This window comes from Pseudomonas sp. GW821-FHT09A09, from assembly GCF_059418405.1.
Genome location: NZ_JBWKPU010000034.1, coordinates 53,533 through 76,393 on the forward strand (window position 1 = coordinate 53,533; position 22,861 = coordinate 76,393).

Annotated in this window: 23 protein-coding genes and 1 pseudogene; 6 read left to right on the top strand and 18 right to left on the bottom strand. The window is 62.3% G+C overall.

Translation table 11 applies throughout. The features are described from left to right. Positions 1-165: 165 nt before the first annotated feature. From AC07OV_RS24460 to AC07OV_RS24480, 5 genes are all read right to left on the bottom strand, one after another. Positions 166-1,419: an OprD family porin gene (locus tag AC07OV_RS24460; RefSeq protein WP_494997990.1), complete on the bottom strand. Its 1,254-nt coding sequence runs from the start codon at positions 1,417-1,419 to the stop codon at positions 166-168. Between the two features lie 111 nt (positions 1,420-1,530). Beyond that, the gene (locus AC07OV_RS24465) at positions 1,531-3,174 is read right to left on the bottom strand and encodes an ABC transporter ATP-binding protein (RefSeq protein WP_495093151.1); all 1,644 of its coding nucleotides are present in this window, start codon (positions 3,172-3,174) and stop codon (positions 1,531-1,533) included. Beyond that, positions 3,171-4,049 carry an ABC transporter permease gene (locus AC07OV_RS24470; protein WP_178923743.1) on the bottom strand — a complete coding sequence of 293 codons (879 nt, stop codon included), beginning with the start codon at positions 4,047-4,049 and terminating at the stop codon, positions 3,171-3,173. Before AC07OV_RS24470 ends, AC07OV_RS24465 begins: the two co-directional genes overlap by 4 nt. Next, the gene (locus AC07OV_RS24475; RefSeq protein ID WP_178923745.1) at positions 4,046-4,987 is read right to left on the bottom strand and encodes an ABC transporter permease; all 942 of its coding nucleotides are present in this window, start codon (positions 4,985-4,987) and stop codon (positions 4,046-4,048) included. Before AC07OV_RS24475 ends, AC07OV_RS24470 begins: the two co-directional genes overlap by 4 nt. Before the next feature lie 2 nt (positions 4,988-4,989). Beyond that, positions 4,990-6,552, bottom strand: coding sequence for an ABC transporter substrate-binding protein (locus tag AC07OV_RS24480; RefSeq protein ID WP_494997987.1), 1,563 nt, complete (start codon positions 6,550-6,552; stop codon positions 4,990-4,992). Positions 6,553-6,931: 379 nt separating this feature from the next. Between AC07OV_RS24480 and AC07OV_RS24485 the strand changes: the two genes are divergently transcribed. Both AC07OV_RS24485 and AC07OV_RS24490 read left to right on the top strand, forming a co-directional pair. Further along, the gene (locus tag AC07OV_RS24485) at positions 6,932-7,846 is read left to right on the top strand and encodes a LysR substrate-binding domain-containing protein (RefSeq protein ID WP_494997986.1); all 915 of its coding nucleotides are present in this window, start codon (positions 6,932-6,934) and stop codon (positions 7,844-7,846) included. Positions 7,847-7,870: 24 nt separating this feature from the next. Continuing rightward, on the top strand, positions 7,871-9,316 hold the full coding sequence (locus tag AC07OV_RS24490; RefSeq protein ID WP_495093152.1) for a serine hydrolase domain-containing protein: 1,446 nt from the start codon (positions 7,871-7,873) through the stop codon (positions 9,314-9,316). Positions 9,317-9,435: 119 nt separating this feature from the next. On the opposite strand, the gene AC07OV_RS24495 is transcribed toward AC07OV_RS24490, so the two are convergent. Genes AC07OV_RS24495 through AC07OV_RS24515 form a run of 5 tightly spaced genes read right to left on the bottom strand, consistent with a single transcriptional unit; the run spans position 9,436 to position 11,898 of the window. Beyond that, a complete protein-coding gene (locus AC07OV_RS24495) occupies positions 9,436-10,014 on the bottom strand; it encodes a T3SS effector IpaJ family cysteine protease (RefSeq protein WP_178923775.1) in 579 nt (192 codons plus the stop codon). A gap of 37 nt (positions 10,015-10,051) precedes the next feature. After that, positions 10,052-10,546, bottom strand: coding sequence for a periplasmic heavy metal sensor (locus tag AC07OV_RS24500; RefSeq protein ID WP_494997984.1), 495 nt, complete (start codon positions 10,544-10,546; stop codon positions 10,052-10,054). Beyond that, on the bottom strand, positions 10,543-10,974 hold the full coding sequence (locus tag AC07OV_RS24505; RefSeq protein WP_494997983.1) for a hypothetical protein: 432 nt from the start codon (positions 10,972-10,974) through the stop codon (positions 10,543-10,545). The genes AC07OV_RS24500 and AC07OV_RS24505 overlap by 4 nt, the downstream gene beginning before the upstream one ends. Beyond that, positions 10,971-11,549, bottom strand: a complete 579-nt coding sequence (locus AC07OV_RS24510) for an RNA polymerase sigma factor (protein ID WP_494997982.1) — start codon at positions 11,547-11,549, stop codon at positions 10,971-10,973. Before AC07OV_RS24510 ends, AC07OV_RS24505 begins: the two co-directional genes overlap by 4 nt. A gap of 37 nt (positions 11,550-11,586) precedes the next feature. Next, positions 11,587-11,898, bottom strand: coding sequence for a YXWGXW repeat-containing protein (locus tag AC07OV_RS24515; protein ID WP_176997828.1), 312 nt, complete (start codon positions 11,896-11,898; stop codon positions 11,587-11,589). Between the two features lie 224 nt (positions 11,899-12,122). On the opposite strand from AC07OV_RS24515, the gene AC07OV_RS24520 reads away from it, so the two are divergent. After that, a complete protein-coding gene (locus tag AC07OV_RS24520) occupies positions 12,123-12,263 on the top strand; it encodes a hypothetical protein (protein WP_176997829.1) in 141 nt (46 codons plus the stop codon). A 3-nt stretch (positions 12,264-12,266) separates the two neighbouring features. Here AC07OV_RS24520 and AC07OV_RS24525 read toward each other — a convergent pair whose 3' ends face one another. After that, the gene (locus AC07OV_RS24525) at positions 12,267-12,515 is read right to left on the bottom strand and encodes a DUF1652 domain-containing protein (RefSeq protein ID WP_176997839.1); all 249 of its coding nucleotides are present in this window, start codon (positions 12,513-12,515) and stop codon (positions 12,267-12,269) included. A gap of 247 nt (positions 12,516-12,762) precedes the next feature. Here AC07OV_RS24525 and AC07OV_RS24530 point away from each other — a divergent pair, with 247 nt between their 5' ends. Beyond that, entirely contained in the window at positions 12,763-13,707 is a 945-nt protein-coding gene (locus AC07OV_RS24530) for a sensor domain-containing diguanylate cyclase (RefSeq protein WP_176997830.1), read from the top strand. Between the two features lie 312 nt (positions 13,708-14,019). Here AC07OV_RS24530 and AC07OV_RS24535 read toward each other — a convergent pair whose 3' ends face one another. From AC07OV_RS24535 to AC07OV_RS24555, 5 genes are all read right to left on the bottom strand, one after another. After that, the gene (locus AC07OV_RS24535) at positions 14,020-14,256 is read right to left on the bottom strand and encodes a hypothetical protein (protein WP_176997831.1); all 237 of its coding nucleotides are present in this window, start codon (positions 14,254-14,256) and stop codon (positions 14,020-14,022) included. Between the two features lie 4 nt (positions 14,257-14,260). Further along, on the bottom strand, positions 14,261-14,707 hold the full coding sequence (locus AC07OV_RS24540; RefSeq protein ID WP_176997832.1) for a GNAT family N-acetyltransferase: 447 nt from the start codon (positions 14,705-14,707) through the stop codon (positions 14,261-14,263). A gap of 80 nt (positions 14,708-14,787) precedes the next feature. Further along, positions 14,788-15,696 (bottom strand): helix-turn-helix transcriptional regulator, encoded by a 909-nt coding sequence (locus AC07OV_RS24545; protein ID WP_495093153.1) that lies wholly within the window; start codon positions 15,694-15,696, stop codon positions 14,788-14,790. Positions 15,697-15,732: 36 nt separating this feature from the next. Then, complete coding sequence (locus tag AC07OV_RS24550; RefSeq protein ID WP_495093154.1) at positions 15,733-16,428, bottom strand: fumarylacetoacetate hydrolase family protein; 696 nt, start codon at positions 16,426-16,428, stop codon at positions 15,733-15,735. 66 nt (positions 16,429-16,494) lie between these two features. Next, positions 16,495-17,550, bottom strand: a complete 1,056-nt coding sequence (locus tag AC07OV_RS24555; RefSeq protein ID WP_495093155.1) for an AbrB family transcriptional regulator — start codon at positions 17,548-17,550, stop codon at positions 16,495-16,497. A gap of 107 nt (positions 17,551-17,657) precedes the next feature. Here AC07OV_RS24555 and AC07OV_RS24560 point away from each other — a divergent pair, with 107 nt between their 5' ends. Then, positions 17,658-18,557, top strand: coding sequence for a LysR family transcriptional regulator (locus AC07OV_RS24560; RefSeq protein ID WP_494997977.1), 900 nt, complete (start codon positions 17,658-17,660; stop codon positions 18,555-18,557). A gap of 13 nt (positions 18,558-18,570) precedes the next feature. Here the strand turns inward: AC07OV_RS24560 and AC07OV_RS24565 are convergent, their stop codons facing one another. After that, a complete protein-coding gene (locus tag AC07OV_RS24565; protein WP_065941186.1) occupies positions 18,571-18,900 on the bottom strand; it encodes a hypothetical protein in 330 nt (109 codons plus the stop codon). A gap of 91 nt (positions 18,901-18,991) precedes the next feature. Beyond that, entirely contained in the window at positions 18,992-21,493 is a 2,502-nt protein-coding gene (locus AC07OV_RS24570; protein ID WP_495093156.1) for a TonB-dependent siderophore receptor, read from the bottom strand. A gap of 252 nt (positions 21,494-21,745) precedes the next feature. Here AC07OV_RS24570 and AC07OV_RS24575 point away from each other — a divergent pair. Then, a pseudogene (locus tag AC07OV_RS24575) lies at positions 21,746-22,861 on the top strand (type IV secretion protein Rhs); the annotation flags it as partial.

Consider the following 22,861-nt stretch of genomic DNA (forward strand, 5'->3'; position numbering starts at 1 on the left):
TATTAACGAGCCGGTGTGATCACCTGTAAGGGCGGCCCGGGCTATCTTGATCTGCAAATCCGATCAGTGTGGGAGCTGGCTTGCCTGCGATAGCGGTACGCCAGGCAACATTGCTGTTGGCCGTGATGTCGCCATCGCGGGCAAGCCCGCTCCCACAGGGGTCAACTACCAGAGCGCCAGGGTGTAGCCCAGCAGCACGCGGTTCTCGTTGACGTCGTTGTAGAAATTGCCCTTGGCCAGGGCGTTGCGCCAGCGCATCGACACGCCTTTGAATGGACCGTTCTGCACCACGTAGCTGATGTCCAGGTCACGTTCCCATTCACGGCCTTCGCCGTTGAAACCGACCACCTCGGCCGAATCACCCTTGGCGTACTTGATGCCCATCACCAGGCCTGGCAGGCCCAGGTCGGCAAAGTTGTAGTCGTAGCGCGCGTGCCAGGCCTGTTCCTTGGTCTGGGTGAAGTTGGTGAACTGGTATTCGGTAAACAGGTACGTGATCGAGCCGTCCAGGTAGGTAAACGGCGTGGTGCCGTACTGGCGCTGGAAACCGCCGCCGATGCTGTGGCCGCCGTACTGGTAGGTCAGGCGCGTACTCAGTGCGCGGTTGTCGACATTACCCGCCAGGCCCGCGCCGTCCTTGTCCGCCTTGAAGTAGCGCACGTCGGTTTTCAGGGTGCCGGGGCCCAGGCCGAAGTTGTTTTTGAAGCCGCCGTATTGCTGGTGGTAGATGCTGTCCAGCGCCGCATAGTGGTAGCTGAGCAAGGTGTTGGGGGTCAGCGAATAATCGCCACCGGCGAAGCGGAACTGATCGCTCAGGGCCGTGCTTTTGTAGACTTTGCTGACAGTGGTCAGCTTCATGTCTTCGTAGTTGGTGGAGTCGCGGTCCTTGGCCTGGTCCAGCTGGCCAAGGCTGAGCTTGAGGTTGCTGATGTCATTGGACACCAGTTGGGTGCCGCTGAACGACTGCGGGAACAACCGGCTGGTGTTGGGTTGCAGGGTCGGAAGGTCCGGCACCAGGTAGCCCACACGCAGCTCGCTCTTGGCGAAGCGCGCCTTGGCGGTTACGCCCAGCTTGGAATAGCTGTCGGAGGCGCGCTTGTCGCTGTCACGCTGCAACAGGCCGGTGCCGGACAGCCCCGGGCTGGAATCGAGCTTCAGGCCCAGCATGCCGATTGCATCCAGGCCGAAACCCACGGTGCCGTCGGTAAATCCGGACTTGATGCCGAGCAGAAAGCCTTGGGCCCACTCCGCACGCATCGACTGGGAAGCGGCTTCCCGGTAGTCACGGTTGAAGTAATAGTTCTTCAATTCCAGCGTACCGCTGCTGTCCTTGACGAAGTCCGCATGGGCGGCGAACGGGATCATCCCGCTGCTCACGACGCCTACGCCGGTGATGAATTGAGTCAGGGATTTTTTCATTTTTTTAGCTCCTGGCAGTGGGGGGTTGGGGGTGTTTTTATTGTTCTTCGGGCATGGCTTCGCCGTTCGCGCAAATCGCTGATTTGCGCGGCGGGTGAAGTCAGTCCTGGGTTACAGCGCTAGCGGTACGGGGCCCTGGCGGATGCGGTAGCCACCGTTTTCAAGCTTCTCCAAGGGGCTGGCGGCGGCCAGTAACTTGCGGGTGTACGGGTGTTGCGGCCGGTCGAAGATCTCGTCGCGCGCGCCCATTTCCACCACCCTGCCCTCGCTCATCACCGCCACCCGGTGCGCGATGCGCTCCACCGCCGCCAGGTCGTGGGAAATAAACAGGCAGGCAAAGCCATACTGGGCCTGCAAACGCTCGAACAGCTCGAGAATCTGCTTCTGGATGGTCATGTCCAGCGCCGAGATCGGCTCATCGGCAATCACCAGTCGCGGGTGGCGCACCAGGGCGCGCCCAATCGCGACACGCTGCCGTTGGCCTCCGGAAAGCTGGTGCGGGAAGCGGTCGACAAACTGCTCGGCCAGGCCGATGTCCAGCAGCGTCTTCGCCACCCGCTCACGCTTCTGCTCGGCGTTCATGCCGGGCACGTGGCGCAAGGGTTCGGCGAGGATGTCGCCGATCTTCATGCGCGGGTCGAGGGACGAGTACGGGTCCTGGAAAATCATCTGGCATTGCAGCCGATGTTCGCGGTTGCCGGACTTCAGAATGTCCACGCCCTCGAACTCGATGGCGCCGGCACAGGCTTTGTTCAGGCCGACAATCGCACGGCCGAGGGTGGTCTTGCCCGAACCGCTGCCGCCCACCAGCGCCAGGGTTTCCCCCGGTGCAATGGTCAGGTTGGCCGAGTGCACCACCCGCTTGAACGCGGTGCGCCCCCAAAGGCTGCGCGGGCCGGGATGCTCGATGCACACGTCCTTGACCGTCAGCAACGGGCCGTCAGCCTGCGGCAAGTCTGCCAGCACCCCGCGACGCGGCAAGGCCTCCAGCAGTTGCCGGGTGTAGTCGGCCTTGGGCGCCAGCAGGATCTGTTCGATGGTGCCCTGCTCCACCGCACGGCCTTCGCGCATCACCACCACCTTATGGGCGTAGCGCGCCACCAGCGACAGGTCATGGCTGATGAACAGGATCGCCGTGCCCTGCTCGCGGGTCAGGTCGAGCATCAGCTTCAACACGTCCAGCTGCGCCAGACAATCCAGGGCGGTGGTGGGCTCGTCTGCGATCAGCAGCGCCGGGCGCAGCAGCATCACCGAAGCGAGCATGATGCGTTGGCGCATGCCGCCGGAGAACTCATGGGGGAATGAGGCCAGGCAACGCTCGGCATCCTTGATGCCGATGTGGCCGAGCATCTCCAGGCTGCGTTCGCGGATCTGCGCCTCGGTCAGCTTGGTGTGCAGGCGCAGCCCCTCAGCCATTTGTTCGCCGATGCTCATGGACGGGTTGAGCGACACCATCGGTTCCTGGAACACCATGCCGATCTTCGCCCCGCGCAGCTCGCGCAGTTGCTCGGGCTTGAGGCTGTTGAGGTCATGGCCCTGGAACCGCACCTGCCCCCCACAATGTTCCAGCGGTGGCGGCAGCAGGCCGATGGCGGCACGGGCGGCCATGGTCTTGCCGCTGCCAGACTCACCCACCAACGCGACGATCTCACCGGGGGCGATGGTGAAGCTCAAGTCATTGACCGCCAGCGGGCCGTGGGCGCCGACGCGGATTTTCAGGTGATCGACTGCCAAAAGTACGTCAGGCATGCTCATTTACTCATCCGTGGATCAAGGCGGTCACGCAAGGCATCGCCACACAGGTTGAACGCCAGCAACGCCATCGCGATGCAGACACCGGGAAACAGCCCCAGCCAACTGGCCGTGGCGATGTACGGCCGGCTGGCCGCGAGCATGTTGCCCCAAGTGGCTGCCGGTGGCGGCACGCCGAGGCCGAGGAAACTCAAGGCACTTTCGGCGAGGATCGCCCAGCCAAACATGCTGGTGGCCAGCACACACACCGGGGCTACGCAGTTCGGCGCGATGTGGCGCAGCATGGTGTACAGCTCGGAGTTGCCGATCACCCGGGAGGCCTCGACGAACTCTTTCTCACGCAGCGACAGCACGGTGCCGCGCACCACCCGCACCACCGACGGCGTGTAGGCCAGGCTCAGGGCAAACACGATGCCGTACAGACTCGGGCCGATGATCGCCATCAGGCCCAGGGCCAACAGGATCCCCGGGAACGCCAGCAGTGCGTCGTTGATCATCATCAGGCCACGGTCGACCCAACCACGCAGGAAACCGGCCAGCAAACCGAGGAACGTCCCGGCGATAATCGCCATGCTCACGGTCAACACACTGACCCACAGGCTGGTGTGCGCGCCGATCATCAACCGGCTCAATACATCGCGGCCGTATTCATCGGTACCCAGCCAGTGCGCGGCGGTAGGCGCCTGCAACCGCGCCAGCAGGTTCAGCGCCAGCGGGTCATGGGGCGTCCACACCAGGCCGAGCGCGGCCATGATCAACAGCAAGCCCAACAGGAACGCACCGATCAGTGCATTCAACGGCGGCACGCGCCAGGCCCTGGGGGCACGCACCGGTGCAGGCAACAGCACCTCGGGTGCAACAGGAAGCGGCTTATTCATAACTTAACCCTGGGGTCGAAGAGCGGGTACAGCAGGTCCACCAACAGGTTGACCAGCACATAAACAAAGGTCACCAGCAACAGGCAGCCTTGCAGCACCGGGTAGTCCCGGGCGTAGATGGCGTCGACCATCAGGCGGCCGATGCCTGGCAGCGTGAACACGGTTTCCAGCACCGCGATACCGCTGAGCAGGTTGCCCAGGATCAGGCCGATCAGGGTCAGCGTCGGTGCAAACGAGTTGCGCAGCGCATGGCGCCACAACACCGCACGCTCCGACAGGCCCTTGGCGCGGGCATGGGTGATGTATTCCAGGCGCAGCACTTCAATCGCACTGGCCCGGGCCATGCGGGTAATCGCGCCCAGCTCCACCAGCGTCAGGGTGACAATCGGCAGCACGATAAAACTCAAGGCTTGCCACGGCGCCTGGCCGAACGAGACGTACCCCACCACCGGCAACCAGCCCAGCTTGATGCCGAACGCATAAAGCAACAGCAGGCCCAACCAGAAGCTGGGAATCGACAGCAACAGGGTGGCCGTCGAGACCACGCCAAAGTCCAGCGCGCTGTCCTGTTTCCAGGCGGCGAGCAAGCCCGCCGGCACGGCAATCAGCGCGGCCAGCAACACCGAGACCAACACGATCCCGGCGCTCACCTGGAAACGGTCAAGAATCAGCGGCAGCACCGCTTCGTTGGTGGTGATCGAATGCCCCAGGTCGCCGCTGAGCACTGCCTTGAACCAGATCAGAAACTGCATCGGCAACGGCTGGTCCAGGCCCAGGGACGCACGCGCCACCTCCAGGCTGTGGGCGTCGGCCATGTCGCCGAGCATCAGCAACGCCGGGTCACCTGGCACCAGGCGGATGATCGCGAAGACCATCAACGAGATCAGCAGCAAGGTCGGAATCGACATGGCCAGGCGTTGAGAGATAAAACGAAACATCCTTAATTGCTCCCGGAGGCAGGGACGCTGACGGTCCACAGGCGCGGCTTGGACACCGGCCAGGTGCGCAAGCCCTTGACGTAGTCACGACTGGCGGCAATCGCGTTGCCGTTGTACATCGGGATCATCGGCACGTCCTTGATCATCTGCTGGTGCAGTTGGTCGAACAACGCCTGGCGCTTGCTGATGTCGCCTTCGCGCTGGGCTTCACGCAGCCAGTGACGGGCGTCGGGGTTGTCCCAGACCTTGCGCGCTTCCTTGTCCTTGTCGCCGGTCATCGAGTCGAAACTCAGGGCCGGGTCGAGGCGCTCGGAATACGGGAAGGCCATCATCTGGTAGTTGCCGCTCTGGTAGCGCTCCAACTGAGTGCCCCACTCCAGGGTTTCCAGCTCCAGGTTGATGCCGCTGGCCTTGGCCATGGCTTGCACGAACACGCCCATGTCGAAGATCGCGGCGTAGCGTTTGTTGACAATCAGCTTGATCGGCTCGCCCTTGTAGCCGGCTTCACGCAGCAGTTGCGCAGTCTTGGCCGGGTCGAACGCAAAGCCCTGGTCCTCGACGGCGGTGTGGTAATGGCTGCCGCTGGCGACCATCGAGTTGTTGGCCTTGGAACGCCCGCCGGTGAGGGCTTCGACGATTTGCGCCGAGTCCAGCGCATGGGCGATGGCCTGGCGCAGGCGCACATCTTTAAGCAGCGGGTCGCGGGTCTGGAACAGCAAGGCGTTGACCGACATGGTACCGCTGGAGGTCACCCGCACATTGGGGTTGGCCGCCAGTTCGGTGGCGTCCAGCGGGGTGACGTCGATCAGCAGGTCAACGTTCTTCGACAGCAGCGCCGCCTTGGCCGCCGCCGGGTCCGGGATCACCAGCAGGCGCACGCGGTCGAGGGTGGTGCTCTTGTTGCCGGTGTAGCCGTCGGGGGCTTTTTCATCGCGGGCGCTGTAGTCGGTGCTACGCAGCAGTTCGACATATTGACCGGGCTTCCAGTCGCCCAAGCGGAACGGGCCGGTGCCGATCGGGGCTTTCCAGCTGCCGTCGGCCGCCACGGAGTCCGGGTGCAGGATGCCACTGCCGCCACACTCAGGCAGCGCGGTGCTGGTGAGGAACAGGCCGTTGGGCTTGTCGAGGGTGAACACCACTGTCAGCGGGTCCGGGGCGCTCATGTCGACGATCTTTGCGCCGCCATGCCCATCGAATTCAGGCGCACAGCGCCATTGGGTCTTGGGGTCGAGGAAGCGCTTCCAGGTCCACAGCACCTCGGCGGAGGTCAGCGGCTTGCCATTCTGGAACTTTACCCCGTCGCGCAGGTGGAAGGTGTAGCGCAGGCCGTCGTCGGACACCTGCACGTCCTTCGCCAGCAGCGGGCCAACGGTGGCGTCTTCGCGGAAGGCCACCAGCCCTTCGGTGATGTGCATGATCACCGCATCGGAGTTGGTGTCGCGGTTCACACCCGGGTCGGTGCTGCGGATGTCAGCGTTGAGCGCCACCTTCAACACACTTTCAGCATGGGCAGTGCCCACCAGTGCCGCAGACAAGGCGCCTGCCAGGATAAAAGTCTTGTTCATGGATAACTGCACCTTAAAGATTCCTTACGCATGGGGTTCGGACGCTGGCAGGACCCAATAAGAGGCACGGCCGAACTCCTGGATAATTGTTGTTGTTTTGGTCGCCTTCACGGTTGGCGAATGTTCCTGGACCGATCTTATTCTTCGTGCGGCAAGCTTGAGAAGAACGCTCCAAGTGATCAGGCTCGGCTTTTCCGATCACCTGCCGAGCCGCACGTGACCTGCCTGCAGCCTACCGAAAAATCAGGGGTTGGAGCCGTTTGCATTCGTTCAAAAATAATGAACCTGATCGGCCAAACCGATCTGTTCGCACCTATAGTCATCAGATAAGCTGGCGGGCATTCAATGGTTTAAATGCTGAAACCTGAGGCAGTCCTTCATGACTCTCACCCATCTTCGTGCGTTCTGTGCCGTGGTTGAAAAAGGCAGTTTCCGCTCTGCCGCACGCCAGCTGGATGTGGCCCAAAGCACCCTGACCCAATCGATCCAGACCCTGGAAAAGGAACTGGGCGTGGTGCTGCTGCAACGCTCCAACCAAGGCATCAACCTGACCCCGGCTGGCGAAGTGTTCCTGGTGCGTGCCCGCTCCATCACCCTGGACTGCGAACGCGCCCTGCTCGACCTGCAACCCTGGAAAGGCGAGCCTGAAGGCCATATCGACCTGGGTGTCACCTCTGAGCCCCTGGCCGAGTTGCTGGTGCCGGTGCTGAGCAACTTCACCCAGCGCTTCCCGCGTATCCAGGTGCACGTGGCCAGCGGCACCACCAAGGGCCTGGTAGAAAAGGTCCGCGACGGCCGGCTGGATTTCGTGTTGTGCCCGCTGGCGCCGAATGTCACCGACATCGACCTGTCCATCGACCGCCTCTACCCGTCGAGCGCTGGCATCATTGCGCGCAAGGGCCACCCCCTGGCCCAGGCCAGGTCGGTGCGGGAACTGGTCGACTGCCAATGGATCAGCGTGCGCTCCACCGGCGTCATCGGCGGCGCGGAAAACCGCCTGGTGGAGCTGTTCCGCACCCAGGGCCTGGCACCGCCGAAAATCGCTATCACCACCGACTCCCTGCTGGAAACCCTGCACATCGTCTCCGAAACCGACTACCTCACCATCGAGCCGCGCATGCTGCCGGGGATGAAACTGTTTTCCAGCGCCTTGACCCCCATCGCCATCGAAGAGCCGCTGGCGTCGCGCGATGTGTGCCTGATCAGTCGCCGCTCCTCGCCCCTCACCGGGGTCAGCCAGGAGCTCACCAGCATGCTGATTTCCTATTCCCGGCTGGTGCACCGCAACCGTTGACCCACCCTACCCACGAGCCCCTACATGCCCCCGATTTCCTATGATGGTTTGCCCCGCGCCAGCGCCAGCAGCGTGGGCGTGGACCCCGACCGCCTGATCGCCTTTCTTGACGAGGTCAAGGCCGCCGGCCTCGATCTGCACGGCTTCATGCTGCATCGCCATGGCCACGTCGTCGCTGAAGGCTGGACCTGGCCGGTCGACCCCAATGAGCCTCGCGTGCTGCACTCCATGGCCAAGAGCTTCACGGGCTGCGCCATCGGCCTGGCGATCGATGAGGGTTTGCTCAGGCTCGATGACCGGCTGGTGACCTTCTTCCCCGACGACGTACCGGCCGACGCCGACCCGCGCCTGGCCGATATGACCGTCGAACACCTGCTGACCATGCGCACCGGCCATGCCAGCAACACCTCCGGCTCCGTGTGGCGCGGCATCGACACCAGCTGGATCGCCGAATTTTTCAAGATTCCCCTGGCCTATGCGCCCGGCACCGAATACGTCTACACCAGCGCCGCCAGCTACATGCTCTCGGCGCTGATCAACCGCGTCACCGGGCAAACCCTGCACGCCTACCTCAAGCCGCGCCTGTTCGAGCCGCTGGCCATTCACAACGAAACCTGGGACATCGGCCCCGACGGCGTGAACCCGGGTGGCAATGGCCTCACCGCACCGGTGTCGGCGGCGCTCAAGCTGGCAGTGCTGCACGGGCAAAATGGCGTATGGGAAGGCCGACAAATCCTGCCGGCCGCCTGGGTCGAAGCCGCGACCCGGCCCCAGGGCGGGCCGGACAGCCGCTACGGCTACCACTGGATGATGAAACCGGGCGGCGCCTTCAGCGCACTGGGTGTGTTTGTGCAGATGGCGGCGGTGTACCGCGAACATGGCGCGACGCTGGTTGTGGTCGGTGGCATGAAGAACTCGGCCGAGATCATTCCGTTTATCGAGCGGTCTTTTCCGGCGGCGTTTGGCGGCGGTGGGACGCGCGAGGCGGATGCGCGACTGGAGGCGCGGTTGGCGAGCATGGCTGAGCGGCCGTTATTGGTTTCAGCCTGCTCGGCACCCGCAGACTCGACGCGCGTGTTTGCGATGGCCGAGAACGGGTTGGGCGTGAAGCAGTTGTCGTTCGACTTCCGGGCGGGTGTGCTGACGTTCGAATTGACCGACAACCAAGCGACTCACCGCCTGAGCGTGGGCATCGACGACTGGCTGCCAGGCAACACCAGCATGCCCGGCCGCGCCTTGCACCATGGCTATGAATTCCACAATGCGCAGATCGTCGCCGGCGCTCGCTGGCTGGATGCCCAGACCCTGGAAATGACCTGGATCTACCCGCAGACGGCGTTCAGGGACCGGGTGGTGTGCGTGTTTGAAGGTGCTGGCCTGAGCTTCGCCCGCACTGTGAACGTGAACAGCGCGGGACGGGAGCAGGAAGTGTTGGTGGGTCGGGCAGTGGACTGTGTGAGGCCACGTTGAAGGTAGGTGGACTGAGAGGACGTCATCGCCGGCAAGCCAGCTCCTACATTTTGATCGGTGTCCGGCCGGGACATTGGGTACACCGCTACCCCTCTGTGGGAGCGGGCTTGAAGAGCGCCCTAAACCTCCACTTCCTTCTCCAGCACCAAGGTAATCCCCGTCTGCGAGTACACCTTCGACCAGGTGTTCATCGTCTTGAAGTTATCGTGGTTGTCGCCATCGGCCGGGTCCATGAAGTCTCCGCCCGGGCGCAGCATCACGTAGTGCAGTCCCACTACAAAGGTGGTGACCACACACAACGCTCGGCGATTTGCGGCCATCGGCGGCGGTGCGCCGTGGATCACGGGAAAGCCCGCCTTCACGCAAAGCTCTTCGCACTTGGGGTACAAGGTGGCCAAGGCGCTGGCCAGAAAGCCTTCCATGTAGATGGTCACGTTCAACCCCAACGTCCGCGCCGCCAACGCCACACTGTGGGGATAGGAGTAGCCGGCTTTGGTGGGATCGAAGGGTTTGACCACCCCGCCGGTCAGCGCGCCGGAGGTGAACTTGTAGAGTTCCACTTCACACATGTTGGTGCGCAACGCATCGGTTGCGGTCATGCCACCGGGCAAGGTTGCCTCCAGCTCCACTGCCGCGCACAACAACGACGCAGCCCCACAGGAAAAATCAAAAGCCTGTTTCTTTTTCGCAGCCGGCATAAGCACACTTCCATAGAGGTTATGCGGGCTTAACAGCTCAAGAACGGGGTTTATTCCCCGCTGTCTGGATGAATTTTTCTTTAGCTTTGACCTGTCCGCGTTGGTACAGCGCCTCGACCAGTTTCTGTCGCTCGTCCTGGGGCAAGTTGCTCGCAAATTGCGCCAGGGTGCCGTCCACCAATGCCCTGAGCGACGTATCGGCCTCGCGCGCTTTGGCCAGCTCGGTCACCAGCGCGTCGCGGTCCAGGCTCGGCGATTCCAGCTGTTTGATCACGCCAAGGCGTGCCTCGCGGCCGGCCATGATCAGCGGCTGGCTGTCAGCACGGTTCTGGCGCAACAGTTGGCGCAGTTCCTTGCGCCGCTCGGGCGGCAACTTGATCATCGCCTGGCGCAGGCCATGCTGGTTGACCACCGCTTCGGCGGGCTTGGCCGCTGTCGTCCAGTGGTACAAGCCACCGCCGACGCCGCCGATCAAAAACACATTGAGCAAGACCGAGACGACCAACCACGGCTTGAGGGATTTGGGGGTCATTGCTCGGTTTCCTCGGCGTTGACGGTGAAGACGACGTCGGCGTCGCCCTGATCGAAGACGCTGGGCAGCACTTCGGATGACGACATCGGCAGCGGCACGCTCAGCGACGCCACCAACACCCCGGCCGCGATGCCGGCGATGCCCACCCCCACCAGGCCGGCAGGTGACAACCAACTGGCGTAGCGCGACCAGAATGACGCCCGGCGCGGCGCCGACTGGCGAATCTGTCGGGCCAGCGCAGGGTCGGCGAACGCCAACTGATGGCTGTCCAATCGGGTATCCAGCCAACTGGCCTCGCGCAACGCCTCGCGGGCGCTGGCGTTGCCGTTATCGAGCAGCGCCTGGGCGGCGGCTTGTTCGGCGATGGGCCAGCGGTGCAGGCTGGCCCCGTAGGCATCAGCCAGATGAGCAAATCGTTCGGGCGTCATGGTTTTTCCCTTCCTGGGCGGGCAAGCCCTGGTGTGTCGGCAAGTTGATTGCGCAACTGGCGTCGGGCCCGCGACAGCAGGCTCTCCAGTGCCTCGACGCTAATATTCATCAGGGCCGCGGCGTCGATGTTCGACAGCTCCTGGTAATACTGCAGCACAATGGCTTCGCGCTGGCGCTCGGGCAAGGTCGCCAACGCGGCGGCCATCCTCGCACTGCGGTCGGCGGTTTCCAACTGCTCATCAAGGGACGGTGCGCTGTCCGCCAGCTCCAGCACTTCGTCCTCGTCCAACGGGCGCTCTTTGCGACGACGCAAGCGGTCGTGGCACAGGTTCAGCGCCACCCGGTGCAGCCAGGTGTCAAACCGCGCTTCACCAGGACGCCAGTTCGCCGCGTGGCGCCAGATGCGCAAGAAGCTTTCCTGGGCCACGTCCTTGGCCTCGTCGGCATCGCCCAGGATCCGACCGGCGAGCGCCAGCAGACGCGGCAGCTTGCGCGTCACCATCTCGTTGACGGCCGCAGGTTCGTTGTTGCCGATACGTGCCAGTAGCTCAACGTCCGGATCAGTGTCTTTCAATCGGGTAATACTCGGTCCGGAGGCTAAGTTTCAGGGTTCAGCGGATCCAATGCCCTTCGCGCCAGTACCAGTTCGGCCCATGGGATTCCCAATGGCCCGGCTCCCAGCGCGCATTGCGCATCACCGGCTGCCAGTGTCCTGGCACCCACGCATAGGCACCGCCTTCCCAGCGCCAGTGTCCACGGTCCCAGGCGTAGCCGGGGCGTTCGGCGGGTATCACTTCAACGCGCTCGGCCGGTGGGGCCTGGCGAATGATGACTTCGGTCTGGGCAAACGTCGGGGTGCTGACAAACGCGGCGAGCGCCAGCGGGGCAAGCAAGACAAGGCGCAATTTGGCCAGTGGTTTCATGGCAACTCCTCATACGGCGAGCGAAAGTGCACGCTGCTGATGGGTTGAACGCCAGGTACGGGAAGAATCCGTCGCGAACTCCGCAGATTTTTTTCACGCCGTGCGTAAGAGGAGTATTGCTCAGGGGATGAAGGGGCTTGATGAAATGTTTGAAAGCATTGCGACGGATATTCCAGGGTGGCGGCGTTCAACCTGTAACGCCGAACACACCAAGAGGAAACATCATGTCCCGTCGCCTATCCATGCTGGTTGCCGCCCTGCTGATCGTAAGCCTGAGCGGCTGTGTGATCCTGCCGGAACATCGGCATTGCTGCTGGCGCTACTACGGCGCGGTCTCGACCCAGGCCGACACCGCCGTGTCATGACGCTTAGCCGACGGCTGCAAACCCGCGGCGCCCGGCCTTGATCTCGGTGCGCAGCTCGCCAATCAGGTTTGAGATGGAACGGATGCTGTCCAGGCCTTCGGGCGAGACGCGGGTCAGCAGCAGCTCGACGCGCCCGGTCTGCGGCTCGAACACGCTGATGCGCAGTGAACCGTCGCTGTTGAGGCTGCAATCACAGGACAGCGGCAAGAAGCCTGACGCCATGATGCGACTGAATTCAGTGATCGAAATCATCATAAGCCCCCGTCCCTGGGCCCTGCCCTGTCGGTGTGATGGAACCAGAGTAGATGAGCTTGCGACCCTGGCGTAACAATTAATGCAAAAGTGTTAGCTACCACGCATTTTGCCCCGTAAACGCTGGTGCGTTGGCGCCAGGAACCCGGCACTCGACCTCTCGTCCGGTGCGCTGGCGAAGGCTTGACTCACGGGCCGGTTCAAAAGACGCTCATGGCATTTCGCCCCTACTTCGAGCAGCCCACCTATGAGCATCGCCCCACCGAGCCAGCCCGACAGTGACGTCTACAAAACCCTGCTGGAGTCGACTAAAGCCATTCCCTGGCGCATCGACTGGCAGACCATGACCTTCAGCTACATTGGCCCGCAGATCGAGACACTGCTGGGCTGGACCCCGCAAAGCTGGGTCAGCGTGGATGACTGGGTCGAACGCATGCACCCCGATGACCGCGAATACGTGGTGAACTTCTGCGTGTCGCAGTCCCGCGCCGGCGTGGACCACGAGGCCGACTACCGGGCGCTCACAGTGAACGGCGACTACGTGTGGATTCGCGACGTGGTGCACGTGGTGCGCAAGGACGGCGAAGTCGAAGCGCTGATTGGCTTCATGTTCGATATCAGCGAGCGCAAGAAGACCGAAGAGCACCTGATCCGCCTGCAAAAGCAGCTTGAGGAATATTCCTACCAGGACGGCCTGACCGGTATCGCCAACCGACGCATGTTCGACATGGTCTTGGAACGCGAGTGGGCCAGCGCCCAGCGCAGCCAGTTGCCGTTGTCGTTGATCATCCTGGATATCGATTTTTTCAAGCAGTACAACGACCACTACGGCCATATCAAAGGCGATGAGTGCCTGCGCCAGGTGGCGCGCACCTTATCGCTGGCGGCCAACCGGCCACGGGACTTCATTGCGCGCATCGGCGGCGAGGAGTTTGTGTGGTTGCTGCCGGAGACCGATGCCGCCTCGGCCAGACAGGTCGCGCAACGCTGCCTGCACCTGATCTGCCAGCAGCAGATCGAGCACGGTTTTTCACCGGTGTCGAAACTGCTGACCCTGAGCCTGGGCGTGGGCACCCACCTCGTCACGCCCGACAGCGCCATGCTGGGGTTTGTCGAGGAGGTGGACAAGTTGCTGTACCAGGCCAAGCGCAACGGCCGCATGCGTGCAGAGTTCGCCGACGTTGAAGTTTGACGTTTGAGTCAAATCGCAGGCAAAAAAAATCCCAAGTAGCTGATGGAAACTTGGGATTTAAAAATGCATAAACCGTGGGAGGTGAACGCCCGGCTATAGTACCGATTGTAAAAAGCTGTAACAAGATTATTTTAATCCTTTCGTCGGATTAAAAGTCGCGTAAGTCATTCAATAACCACACATTTTTTGAGGTAGCCCGAAGCACTTGTGCCACTTTTTGGTGCAAGTACCGCGACTATCACCTGACACTTCGTCGGTATATATCCGCTGTATAAATAAGGTTATTGATTATAACGGCGCGACACTTTCGGACTAACGCGCCTTAAGTTGCTTGCACGCCTCGGGCGGCTGGAGGTTGGCCGGCAAGGCCGCACGGGCCACGCTTTCGATATGTTGGCAAAGGGCCAGGCGTTCGGCGGCCTCCTCCCGCTCCTGATCAACCCGCGCATTGAGCCGTACAAAGTAGAAGCCCAGCAAAACCGCGACGCAGAGCACCCCGATCACAAAGTAGCGAAAGCTGTTGGAGGACGGGGCTTCGGGTGGGTTCATGGCACTACAGCGCCCTGCTCTTCTGGTAACGAACGTCGTCGCCGTCGACCTGATCCACCACCGACCAACCGAGGCGTTGGTAAAACCCGTTGGCGCGGATTTCATCGCGCCCGTCGGTGACCAGGAACAACGTGTCATGGCGTTCAAACAAGGCGGCCTCGGCAACCGTCATCAATTGGCGGCCGAGCCCTTGGTTCTCATAGGCCGGCCGCACGAACATCGCAAACACTTCGCCACCGTCCAGGTCGACCATGGAAAACCCGGCAGGCTCGCCATTGACCTCGGCGATCCACACACAGGGCGCTTCACGGATGCTGTCCGCCAGCCCATCCGGGGTAATGCCCAATTCGGCCATTTGTTCCCGGCTCAGGTGGTTCTGCACCACCGAGGTACGAATCGCAAACAATGTGTCGATGTCCTGCGGTGTCGCCTGCCGTATCCGCGTATTCATGGGCGCTTCCTCCGTTGAAGCACGCGATTGTATGCAAATAGAAACATATGCATTGTCGTGGTTTTGTAAAAAGCGCGCGATTACAGGGATTCAGTGTGCTGCTGGCGGCGGAATTGCCCCGGCGCCAAGCCGTGTGCCTTGCGGAAACAGCGGGAAAAGTACGCCTCATCGGTGAAGCCACAGCGTTGGGCGATAACGCCGATCAATTGCGCGCTGTTGAGCAACAAGGTACGCGCCAGTTGCATGCGACGGTCGAGCACCAGTTGGGAGAACGGTCTGCCGGTCTCCTTGCGCAACAAGTGAGTGAGGTAATTGGGCGACAGGAAAGCCGCAGCGGCGGTGTCTGTCAGGTTGAGGGTGGGTTCGTGCAGGTGCTCGCGGATATACCCCTGCACCCGTGCCAGCGCGTCCTTGCGCCCGCGCCGGGTGGCGTTGCTGGCGGCAAATGCCTGCAGCGGCTCGGCGTAGGCCTGGCACACCAGGCCGATCAGCTGGAACAGGTAGCCCTTGAGGCGCTCGCGCGCGCCGAAGGTGCGGTGGGCGTCGAGGGCACGCATCTGGGCGAGCCAGGTTTTCACTTCTTCGAAGGCCGCGTCGTCGAGGATGAAGTCCAGCTGTTCCTGGAAGCGAAACGGTGCCAGTTCTGGCGCCTGGCCGATGGGGATGTCTTCCAGGTCCAGTGGGTCGCACGTCAGCTGGGGCAGGAAAAACGCCTGGCTGAAGTTGATCAGCATGAACTCGCCGTCCTCGGGATGAGGAATCACGTGCAGGCGATGGGGCAGGATGAACGCCAGGGCCTTGTGCGGAAACGGGCGCACCGCGCCGCCGATATGCTGCACGGTGTCGCCGCCGAGGTTGATCTGGATCTGGAAATACTCGTGGCGATGGGGGCTAGTCAGCGCCGCCCGCCCGCGTTTGTCGCGGATATAGAAGTCGGGGCGGTCGCTGCGTTGTTCCATGCCATAGGTGGTGACGCGGGTGCCTGGCATAACAGTCTCTCGGGTGGCCTGGGCACCACTTTAGCCTCAACCCTGGCTGAGGGTGAAACGCAACTCGCCAATGCCGTCGATGCCGGCCGTGAGCACATCCCCCGGCTGCACGGCACCCACACCTGCGGGCGTACCGGTGAAAATCAGGTCGCCCGCCTTGAGCGCCACGGATTTGGACGCGTGGCTGATCACTTCGCTGACGGACCAAATCAGGTCGGCCAAGTCACCCACTTGGCGTTGTTCGCCGTTGACCTTGAGCCAGATTTTCCCCGTGGAGGGATGGCCGATGGCACTCACGGGCCGCAAGGCGGTGGTCGGCGCCGACTCATCAAACGCCTTGGCCCAATCCCACGGACGGGAGAGTTTTTTCGCCTGGGCTTGCAGGTCGCGACGGGTCAGGTCGATGCCAACACCATACCCCCAGATATGCGACAACGCCTCTTCAGGGCTGATATCCACCCCACCCTTGCCGATGGCCACCACCAGTTCCACTTCATGGTGCAGGTCGGCGGTCAGCGGCGGGTAAGCGATCACCCCTTCGGCGGGCACGACGGCATCCGCTGGCTTCATAAAGAAAAACGGCGGCTCGCGGTCTGGGTCATGCCCCATTTCCCGGGCGTGCTCGCTGTAGTTGCGCCCCACACAAAACACCCGGCGCAGCGGGAAACGTGCGTCGCTGCTCTGGATGGCAAGGGAGGGAATGTGCGCGGGGGTGAATACGTAGTCAGTCATGGCCTGTGCCTCTTCGTTTACCTGGCGCCAGTATGGCGAGGGGTACGAGGGCAAAGTTGGACAGGCTTACGCAGATTTTGTACTGGCCGGTGCTTGCTCGTGCAGCGCTCGGTCCAGCAGGCGATACAGCGGCAGGCACGCAGCCTGGATCAACAGCATACGGATAACCTGCATGGCCGTGACCAATGTGACCGCCAACCCCAAGGCTTCGGCAGTGAGGCTCATTTCCGGGGCACTGCCGGGCATCATGCCCAGGGCCAGCGACAGCCACGGCATGCCCAATCCAGCACCCAGCCCCCACGCAGCCAGCGCAGTGGCAATCACTGAGCCCGCCAAGAGCACCAGCACCTTGGCCAGAAAACCCGGTGCACGGCGGAAAAAACCGCGGTCGAACGCAACACCCAGTGCACATCCGATCAGCAATTGCCCGCACCCGCTGAGCCAGCCTGGCATGCTCATCGACAAATGGTTGCACCCCACCCCCACCGCACAGATCAGGAACGGCCCGAAGGTCCAGGGATTGGGAAGGTTGCAGCGCTTGAAGGCCAGCGCGGCGAGAAAGCCCATTGCCAGGATAAAGATCAGCCAAGGCCAGATGACCGGCAACGGCTCGTGCGCCACAGAATGGGACACGCCAAAGGTAGCCACCGCTGGCACTGCCAACAGGATCAGCAGCAACCGGACGCTGTGGGCCGCCGCGATAAAACTGGTGTCCGCCTGACGCTGCCGTCCCAGGTGCACCATCTCGGTGGAGTTGGCCGGCATCAGCGCGAAGAACGCCGTGTTCAAGGCAACGCCCCATCGGTGCAAGACCAGCACCGAACCCAGGGCCAACACCAGCGTCAGCAGTACTGCTGTTACGATCAGCCCCAAATGCCCCGCCACCTGCTGCATCACCGGCACGGTGAAATGGCAGCCGATGGCCACGGCCACGATCAACTGCCCGGCTTTGCGCCCGTGGGGAATTTCCGGCACCCGGCTGCCCGCGCAGCGGGTCAGCAACACCGCGAGCAATGAGCCAATAACCCAAGGCAAAGGCCATCCCGCCCATTGGGCAAGGCTACCGCCCAAGGCGCCAACAGTAAGGGTGGCGAGCCAGTAACAGCGAAGGTAGAGGGGCATGATGAAATCCGGCATGGAGAAGAATGCCGACAGGTTATAGACTGCCGCGCATCACAAAAAATATCCATTTGTGAAGCTGTTCATCACTCTTTGTTATGTGAGCCGGAATGAACCTCAGAGCCCTGGAATACTGCGTCGAAATCGCCCGCCAAGGCAGCTTCACCAAAGCCGCGCAGGCCCTGCATGTGGCGCAGCCGGCATTGAGCATGGCGGTCAGCCGCCTGGAAGATGAGCTGGGGGTGGCCTTGTTCAACCGGGCCACACGCCAGATCAGCGTGACGGCCGAGGGCCAGCTGTTTCTGGCCCGCGCCGAAGCGTGCCTGGAGGGTTTGGCCGGCGCACGCCGCGAACTGCAGGACCTGACCCAACTGCACAGCGGCGAAATCCGCGTCGGTGTGCCACCGATGTATGGCATCCGCCATATTCCGGAACTGTTGATGCAATTTCGTGCCCGCTACCCCGGCATTGCCATGCACGTGGTCGAAGGCAGTGCCGATGACATCAGCGCACGCCTCGCGACACGGGCGATTGATGTCGCGTTGCTCGAGTCGCGACGCGTGGAACCTGGCTGGGAGTCGGTGCTGCTGGGCAGCGATGAGATGGTGCTGTGCGTGAACGAGCATCATCCTTTGGCGGGAGCGGTATCGCTGTCAGCAGACCGCCTGCACGACGAACCGTTGCTGGTGTTCGACAACACCTTCCTGCAACGTCACCTGCTGGATACTTTTTGCAGTACCGCACGGGTGCAACTCAACATCGCCCTGGAAAGCAACTTCGTACCACTGGTGATAGCGGCCACGCGCAGCGGGATGGGGGCTTCTACCCTGCTGCGTTCCGTTCAGGAGCAGGAGCCAGGGTTGGTGGGGGTGTCTTTTGCGCCTGCGCAATTTATGCACTTCAACCTGTGCTGGCGCGCCAACGAATACCTGTCACAAGCCAATCGGCGCTTTATCGACACCGCCAAGGTATTTTTCCAGGAAGATGCCGGCTCACCGCTGTCACGCTGAGCCAGTCAGGCCATCACTTGCGCGCCACTTTGTAGCGTACGCAATCCTGGTAAAAACTCTGGCGGATTGCCTCGGGTTTCAGCCGGGAACGGCTGTCATAGGTCTGCTCGGTGATGCCCATGGCCATCATGCGCATCCACGATTTGCTGAACTTGATGGTCTGGATCTTCTGCCGCGCGGCATACAGCGACACGCCCGACAGCTTGAGTTCCTGGGCCCTGGCGGCGGTGCCAGCGCCCCAACTGCACATGTACTTGTCACCCTCGCGCAGCTCCCGTGCCTGCACGGCAGCCGCGCCGCCTGCCAGGGAGCAGGCGATCAGCATGATTCCAACAGTGCGCATTTGCATCCCCACCTAACCACCTGAAAATAAAAGCGATTCTGGCGAGGATTTTGTTACAAAGGGGCCATTAAATTGCCTTATCAGCGCATTTTTACCACTGGTAGGTCGCACTCGCCTGCACGGTGCGCTGGGAGCCGTACCAACACCACGAGTACGAGTAGCACGAGGCCACGTACTCTTTATTGGCCAGGTTGGTGGCATTCAATGCCAGGCGCAGGTTGTCCTTGAGACTGGTGATGTTCGGGATGTCGTAATGCACCGCCGCGTCGAACAGGGTGTAGCCCGGCACCTTCAGGGTGTTGGCGGTATCGCCCCAGGACGACCCGACATACCGCGCACCGGCGCCGGCACCAAAGCCTTTCAGGCTGCCGTCATGGAAGGTGTAGTCCGCCCACGCCGACGCGGTATGGCGCGGCACGCCGTAGGTGGTGGTGCCCTCGGCGGCGATGGCCGGGCCTACGCCCACATCGCCGATCGGCGCATAACGCACGGTGCTGTTGGATTTGCTGATGCGATTGTCCAGGTAGGCGTAGGCCGCGGTGATGTCCAGGTTGTCGTTGAGATTGGCCTTGCCTTCGAGCTCAAAGCCACGGGACTGCACTTCGCCATCCTGGCTTTGGCAGCGACCGGTGCCGCACAAGTGCGTCGGGTCCGGGTCGGTGGTGAGCACGTTGGTCTGGCGCAGGTCGAAGATCGCGGCAGTGATAAAGCTGTTGCTACCCGGCGGCTGGTACTTGATGCCCACTTCATACTGCTTGCCTTCGGTGGGTTTGAACACCGAACCGCCATACCCCGTACCCGATTGCGGCTGGAACGACTCCGAATAGCTGGCGTACGGCGCCAGGCCGTTATCGAACAGGTAGACCAGCCCCACGCGGCCGGTAAAGGCCTTGCTGTCCAGGGACGATTTGGCCTTGGCGCCGGTGCTGAGGGTCTGGGTGCTGTTGTCGGTACTGGCCCAGTCATAGCGGCCCCCCAGCAGCAGCACCCACTTGTCCCACTTCATCTGCTCTTGCAGGTACACGCCGGTCTGCTCGCTGCGCGACGTGCCGTCGGTGGTATACGCAGGCACCGGAACCGCCGCGCCGTACACCGGATTGAAAATATCCAGGGTCGGGCCCGCGGTGTACACGCCGGAGCCCTGCTTGGTGTCGGTGCTGGTGTTCTGGTAGTCGAGCCCCATCAGCAGCGTGTGCTGCAGCGAGCCGGTGTCGAATTTGGCTTGCAGCTGGTTATCGAGGGTGTAGGCGTCCATGTCGACGTCAGCGGCAATGGTCGAGCGTCGGATGGTGCGGTAATCCGCCATCAGGTAGTTGTTGTAGAGGCTGCGGTACTGGCCCTCGCTGCGCAGGTAACGCGCGTTCTGGCGTACGGTCCACACATCATCGAAGTGATGCTCGAAGGCGTAACCGATGGAGTAATACTCACGGTTGCTCTTCTCGAAGTTCTTCTCGCCGTCATAGAAATCCACGTCGATGCTGCGCCCGGTCGGGCTGTGCAACACCGATCCCCAGGCCGGCACCGAACCGTAGGACGCGCCCTTGGGGTCCTTCTGAAAGTGCCCGAGCAACGTGAGCGACGTCGCCTCGTCCGGGCGCCAGGTGAATGCGGTGGACAGCGACTGACGGCGGGTCTCGGTGTGTTCCACTTGCCCATCGGCATCGTCGAAAAGCCCGGCGACGCGGTAGGAGTAAACGCCCTGATCATCAATCGGCCCGCTCAAGTCGAAGGTGGTGCGCTTCTTGTTGAAGGTGCCATATTCCACGCCGACTTCATGAAACGGCGTATCCAGCGGGCGCTTGGTGACCATATTGATCACACCGCTCGGCGTGCCCTGCCCGTACAGCACCGACGCCGGCCCGCGCAGTACTTCGACGCGCTCCAGATCAAACGCGTCCTTTTGCGGCAAGGCATCGCGACTGGACGGCATGCGCAGGCCATCCAGATAGGTGGCCGGGGCAAAGCCACGGATGGTCAGCTGGTCCAGGCGCGACGCCGTGGCGCCACGGGTTTCCGGTATCACGGCGGCGCTGTAACGCAGGATCTGGTTGAGGCTCTCGGCGTTCTGCGCGCGCATCTGGTCCTTGGTCACAATCGAGATCGACTGCGGGGTCTCGATCAACGCGGTGTCGGTCTTGGTGCCCGACAGACTGCGCGTGGCCACGTAACCGGACACCGGCCCGGTGGGACTCTCGGCCTGGTAGGCGCCGCTGATGGTGGTGGCCTGCAACTCCATGGCCCCGCCGTTATCCGGGATCGGCTCCAGGCGGTAACGGTCGGCGGAAATCTTCAGCGCCTGCAGGCCACTGCCGGCGAGCAACTGGTTCAGCGCCGCGTCGGTGTCGTACTGCCCGCTCAAGCCATTGCTGTGCTTGCCCCGCGCCAGGCTCGCATCAAACGCCAGCACCAGGTTGGCCTGCTCGGCCAAGGTGTTGAGCGCCTGGCTCAGATCACCTGCCGGAATCGAGAAGCGACGCAGCGCGCTGCTGCTTTCTTCGGCAAAGGCAGGTTGAACAGACAGCAACGGCACGGCGGCAAAGGCGAACGCCACTGACAGGGCCAGTGGATGCAAGGGACGAGCAAGGCGCGACATGGGAAATCCTGCGTAATAGAGGTTCTATTAACCATGACGGCCAGGTCGGAAAATCGGGCAAGGATGAGAGCCATTTTTATTTGAGCAGCTTTTCGCAATGAGCCGGATCGCCTTTTTGCGTAATCCCCCGGGCTAGTTTTTCGCGGCTTTTTCCCGCTCTACGTCATCCCATTCTGATTTTTCCAACCGTTCATCCAGCCGCTTTTTGCTGCGGCAGACTCCGACGCCTTGCCCTTCGACGAGACGTCACGGATGACACACACCGCCCACATTGCCTTTATCGAACACGAGCTGGATGTCTTCCATCAGAGCCTGGCGGAGTATCGCCAGCAGATGGGCACCTGGTACGCGCAGGCGTTGGATTCAGCCAGCCATGCCGCTGATTTGCCTTCGTTGTTGGGCATGGAGCGGGTGTTGCGGGTGGGTGATTCGCAGCAATCGGTGAGTGCGTCCGATGCCGATTTTTCGACCGTGACCCATTGCTCGCTGGGCGGCGAGCTGAACATCGAGAGCCTGTTTGAATCGGTGTATGACGTGCCGATCGGCAACATCCCGGTTGAGGTGATTGGGCTCGATGACGGCACCTCCACCGTGGTCATGCTCGATGAGCACGGCAAAGGCTCGCACCACTGCGCGGCGGGCAAGCGCTATCAGGTGCGGGTGCAAGGGGGCGTTTCCGAGGAACAGATGGATGCGCTGTTTGCCTCCTACGCCGGGCTGACGGCTGACCTGGAACAGTGGCTGCGATCGCAATGGTCTGGGTTTAAGCCGCACTGGGAACGCTCGACCGCCAGTGCGATTGGCAACGGTGTTTTGGCCGGCAGTTGGGCGGCGATCAAAGAGGTGTGGGACAGCATCAAACTGGTCCAGGCGATTCTTGAAGACCCGCTCAAGTTCGCCGAGCAACTGGGCGATCAGGCCGCCAAGTTGGCGCAATTGGCCACCGATACGCCCAAAGTCATGGAACAGGCCATGCTGCTGGCCAGTGACGAGGCGGCGCTGTACCTGATGCTGCGCACGGCGATGCTCTGGCTCGATGCGCTGCCCCCCGGCGAGATGGCCGAGAAGGCAGCCGGGTTTGCGGTGTCGTTGCTGATTGACCTGGTGATTGGCGCGGTGTTGACCATCGCACTACCCGCGGCGGGCGTGGCTTACCTGGGGTTGCGCCTGGTCAAGTACGGCGCGCAGATCCTTGATGCGGCGGTGGGTTTTGTTAAGAGCCTTTTGGCGATTCTGACGAAGTTCATGCAGGCAGTGGATCGCTACAAGGCCGTGGCGGTTCGCGGCGTGTTCGGCGGGTTGAAGCAAGGCACGATGCAGATGCGCTGGCGGGCACGGCAGAACGCGGTGCTGACGCAGAAAGAGCAT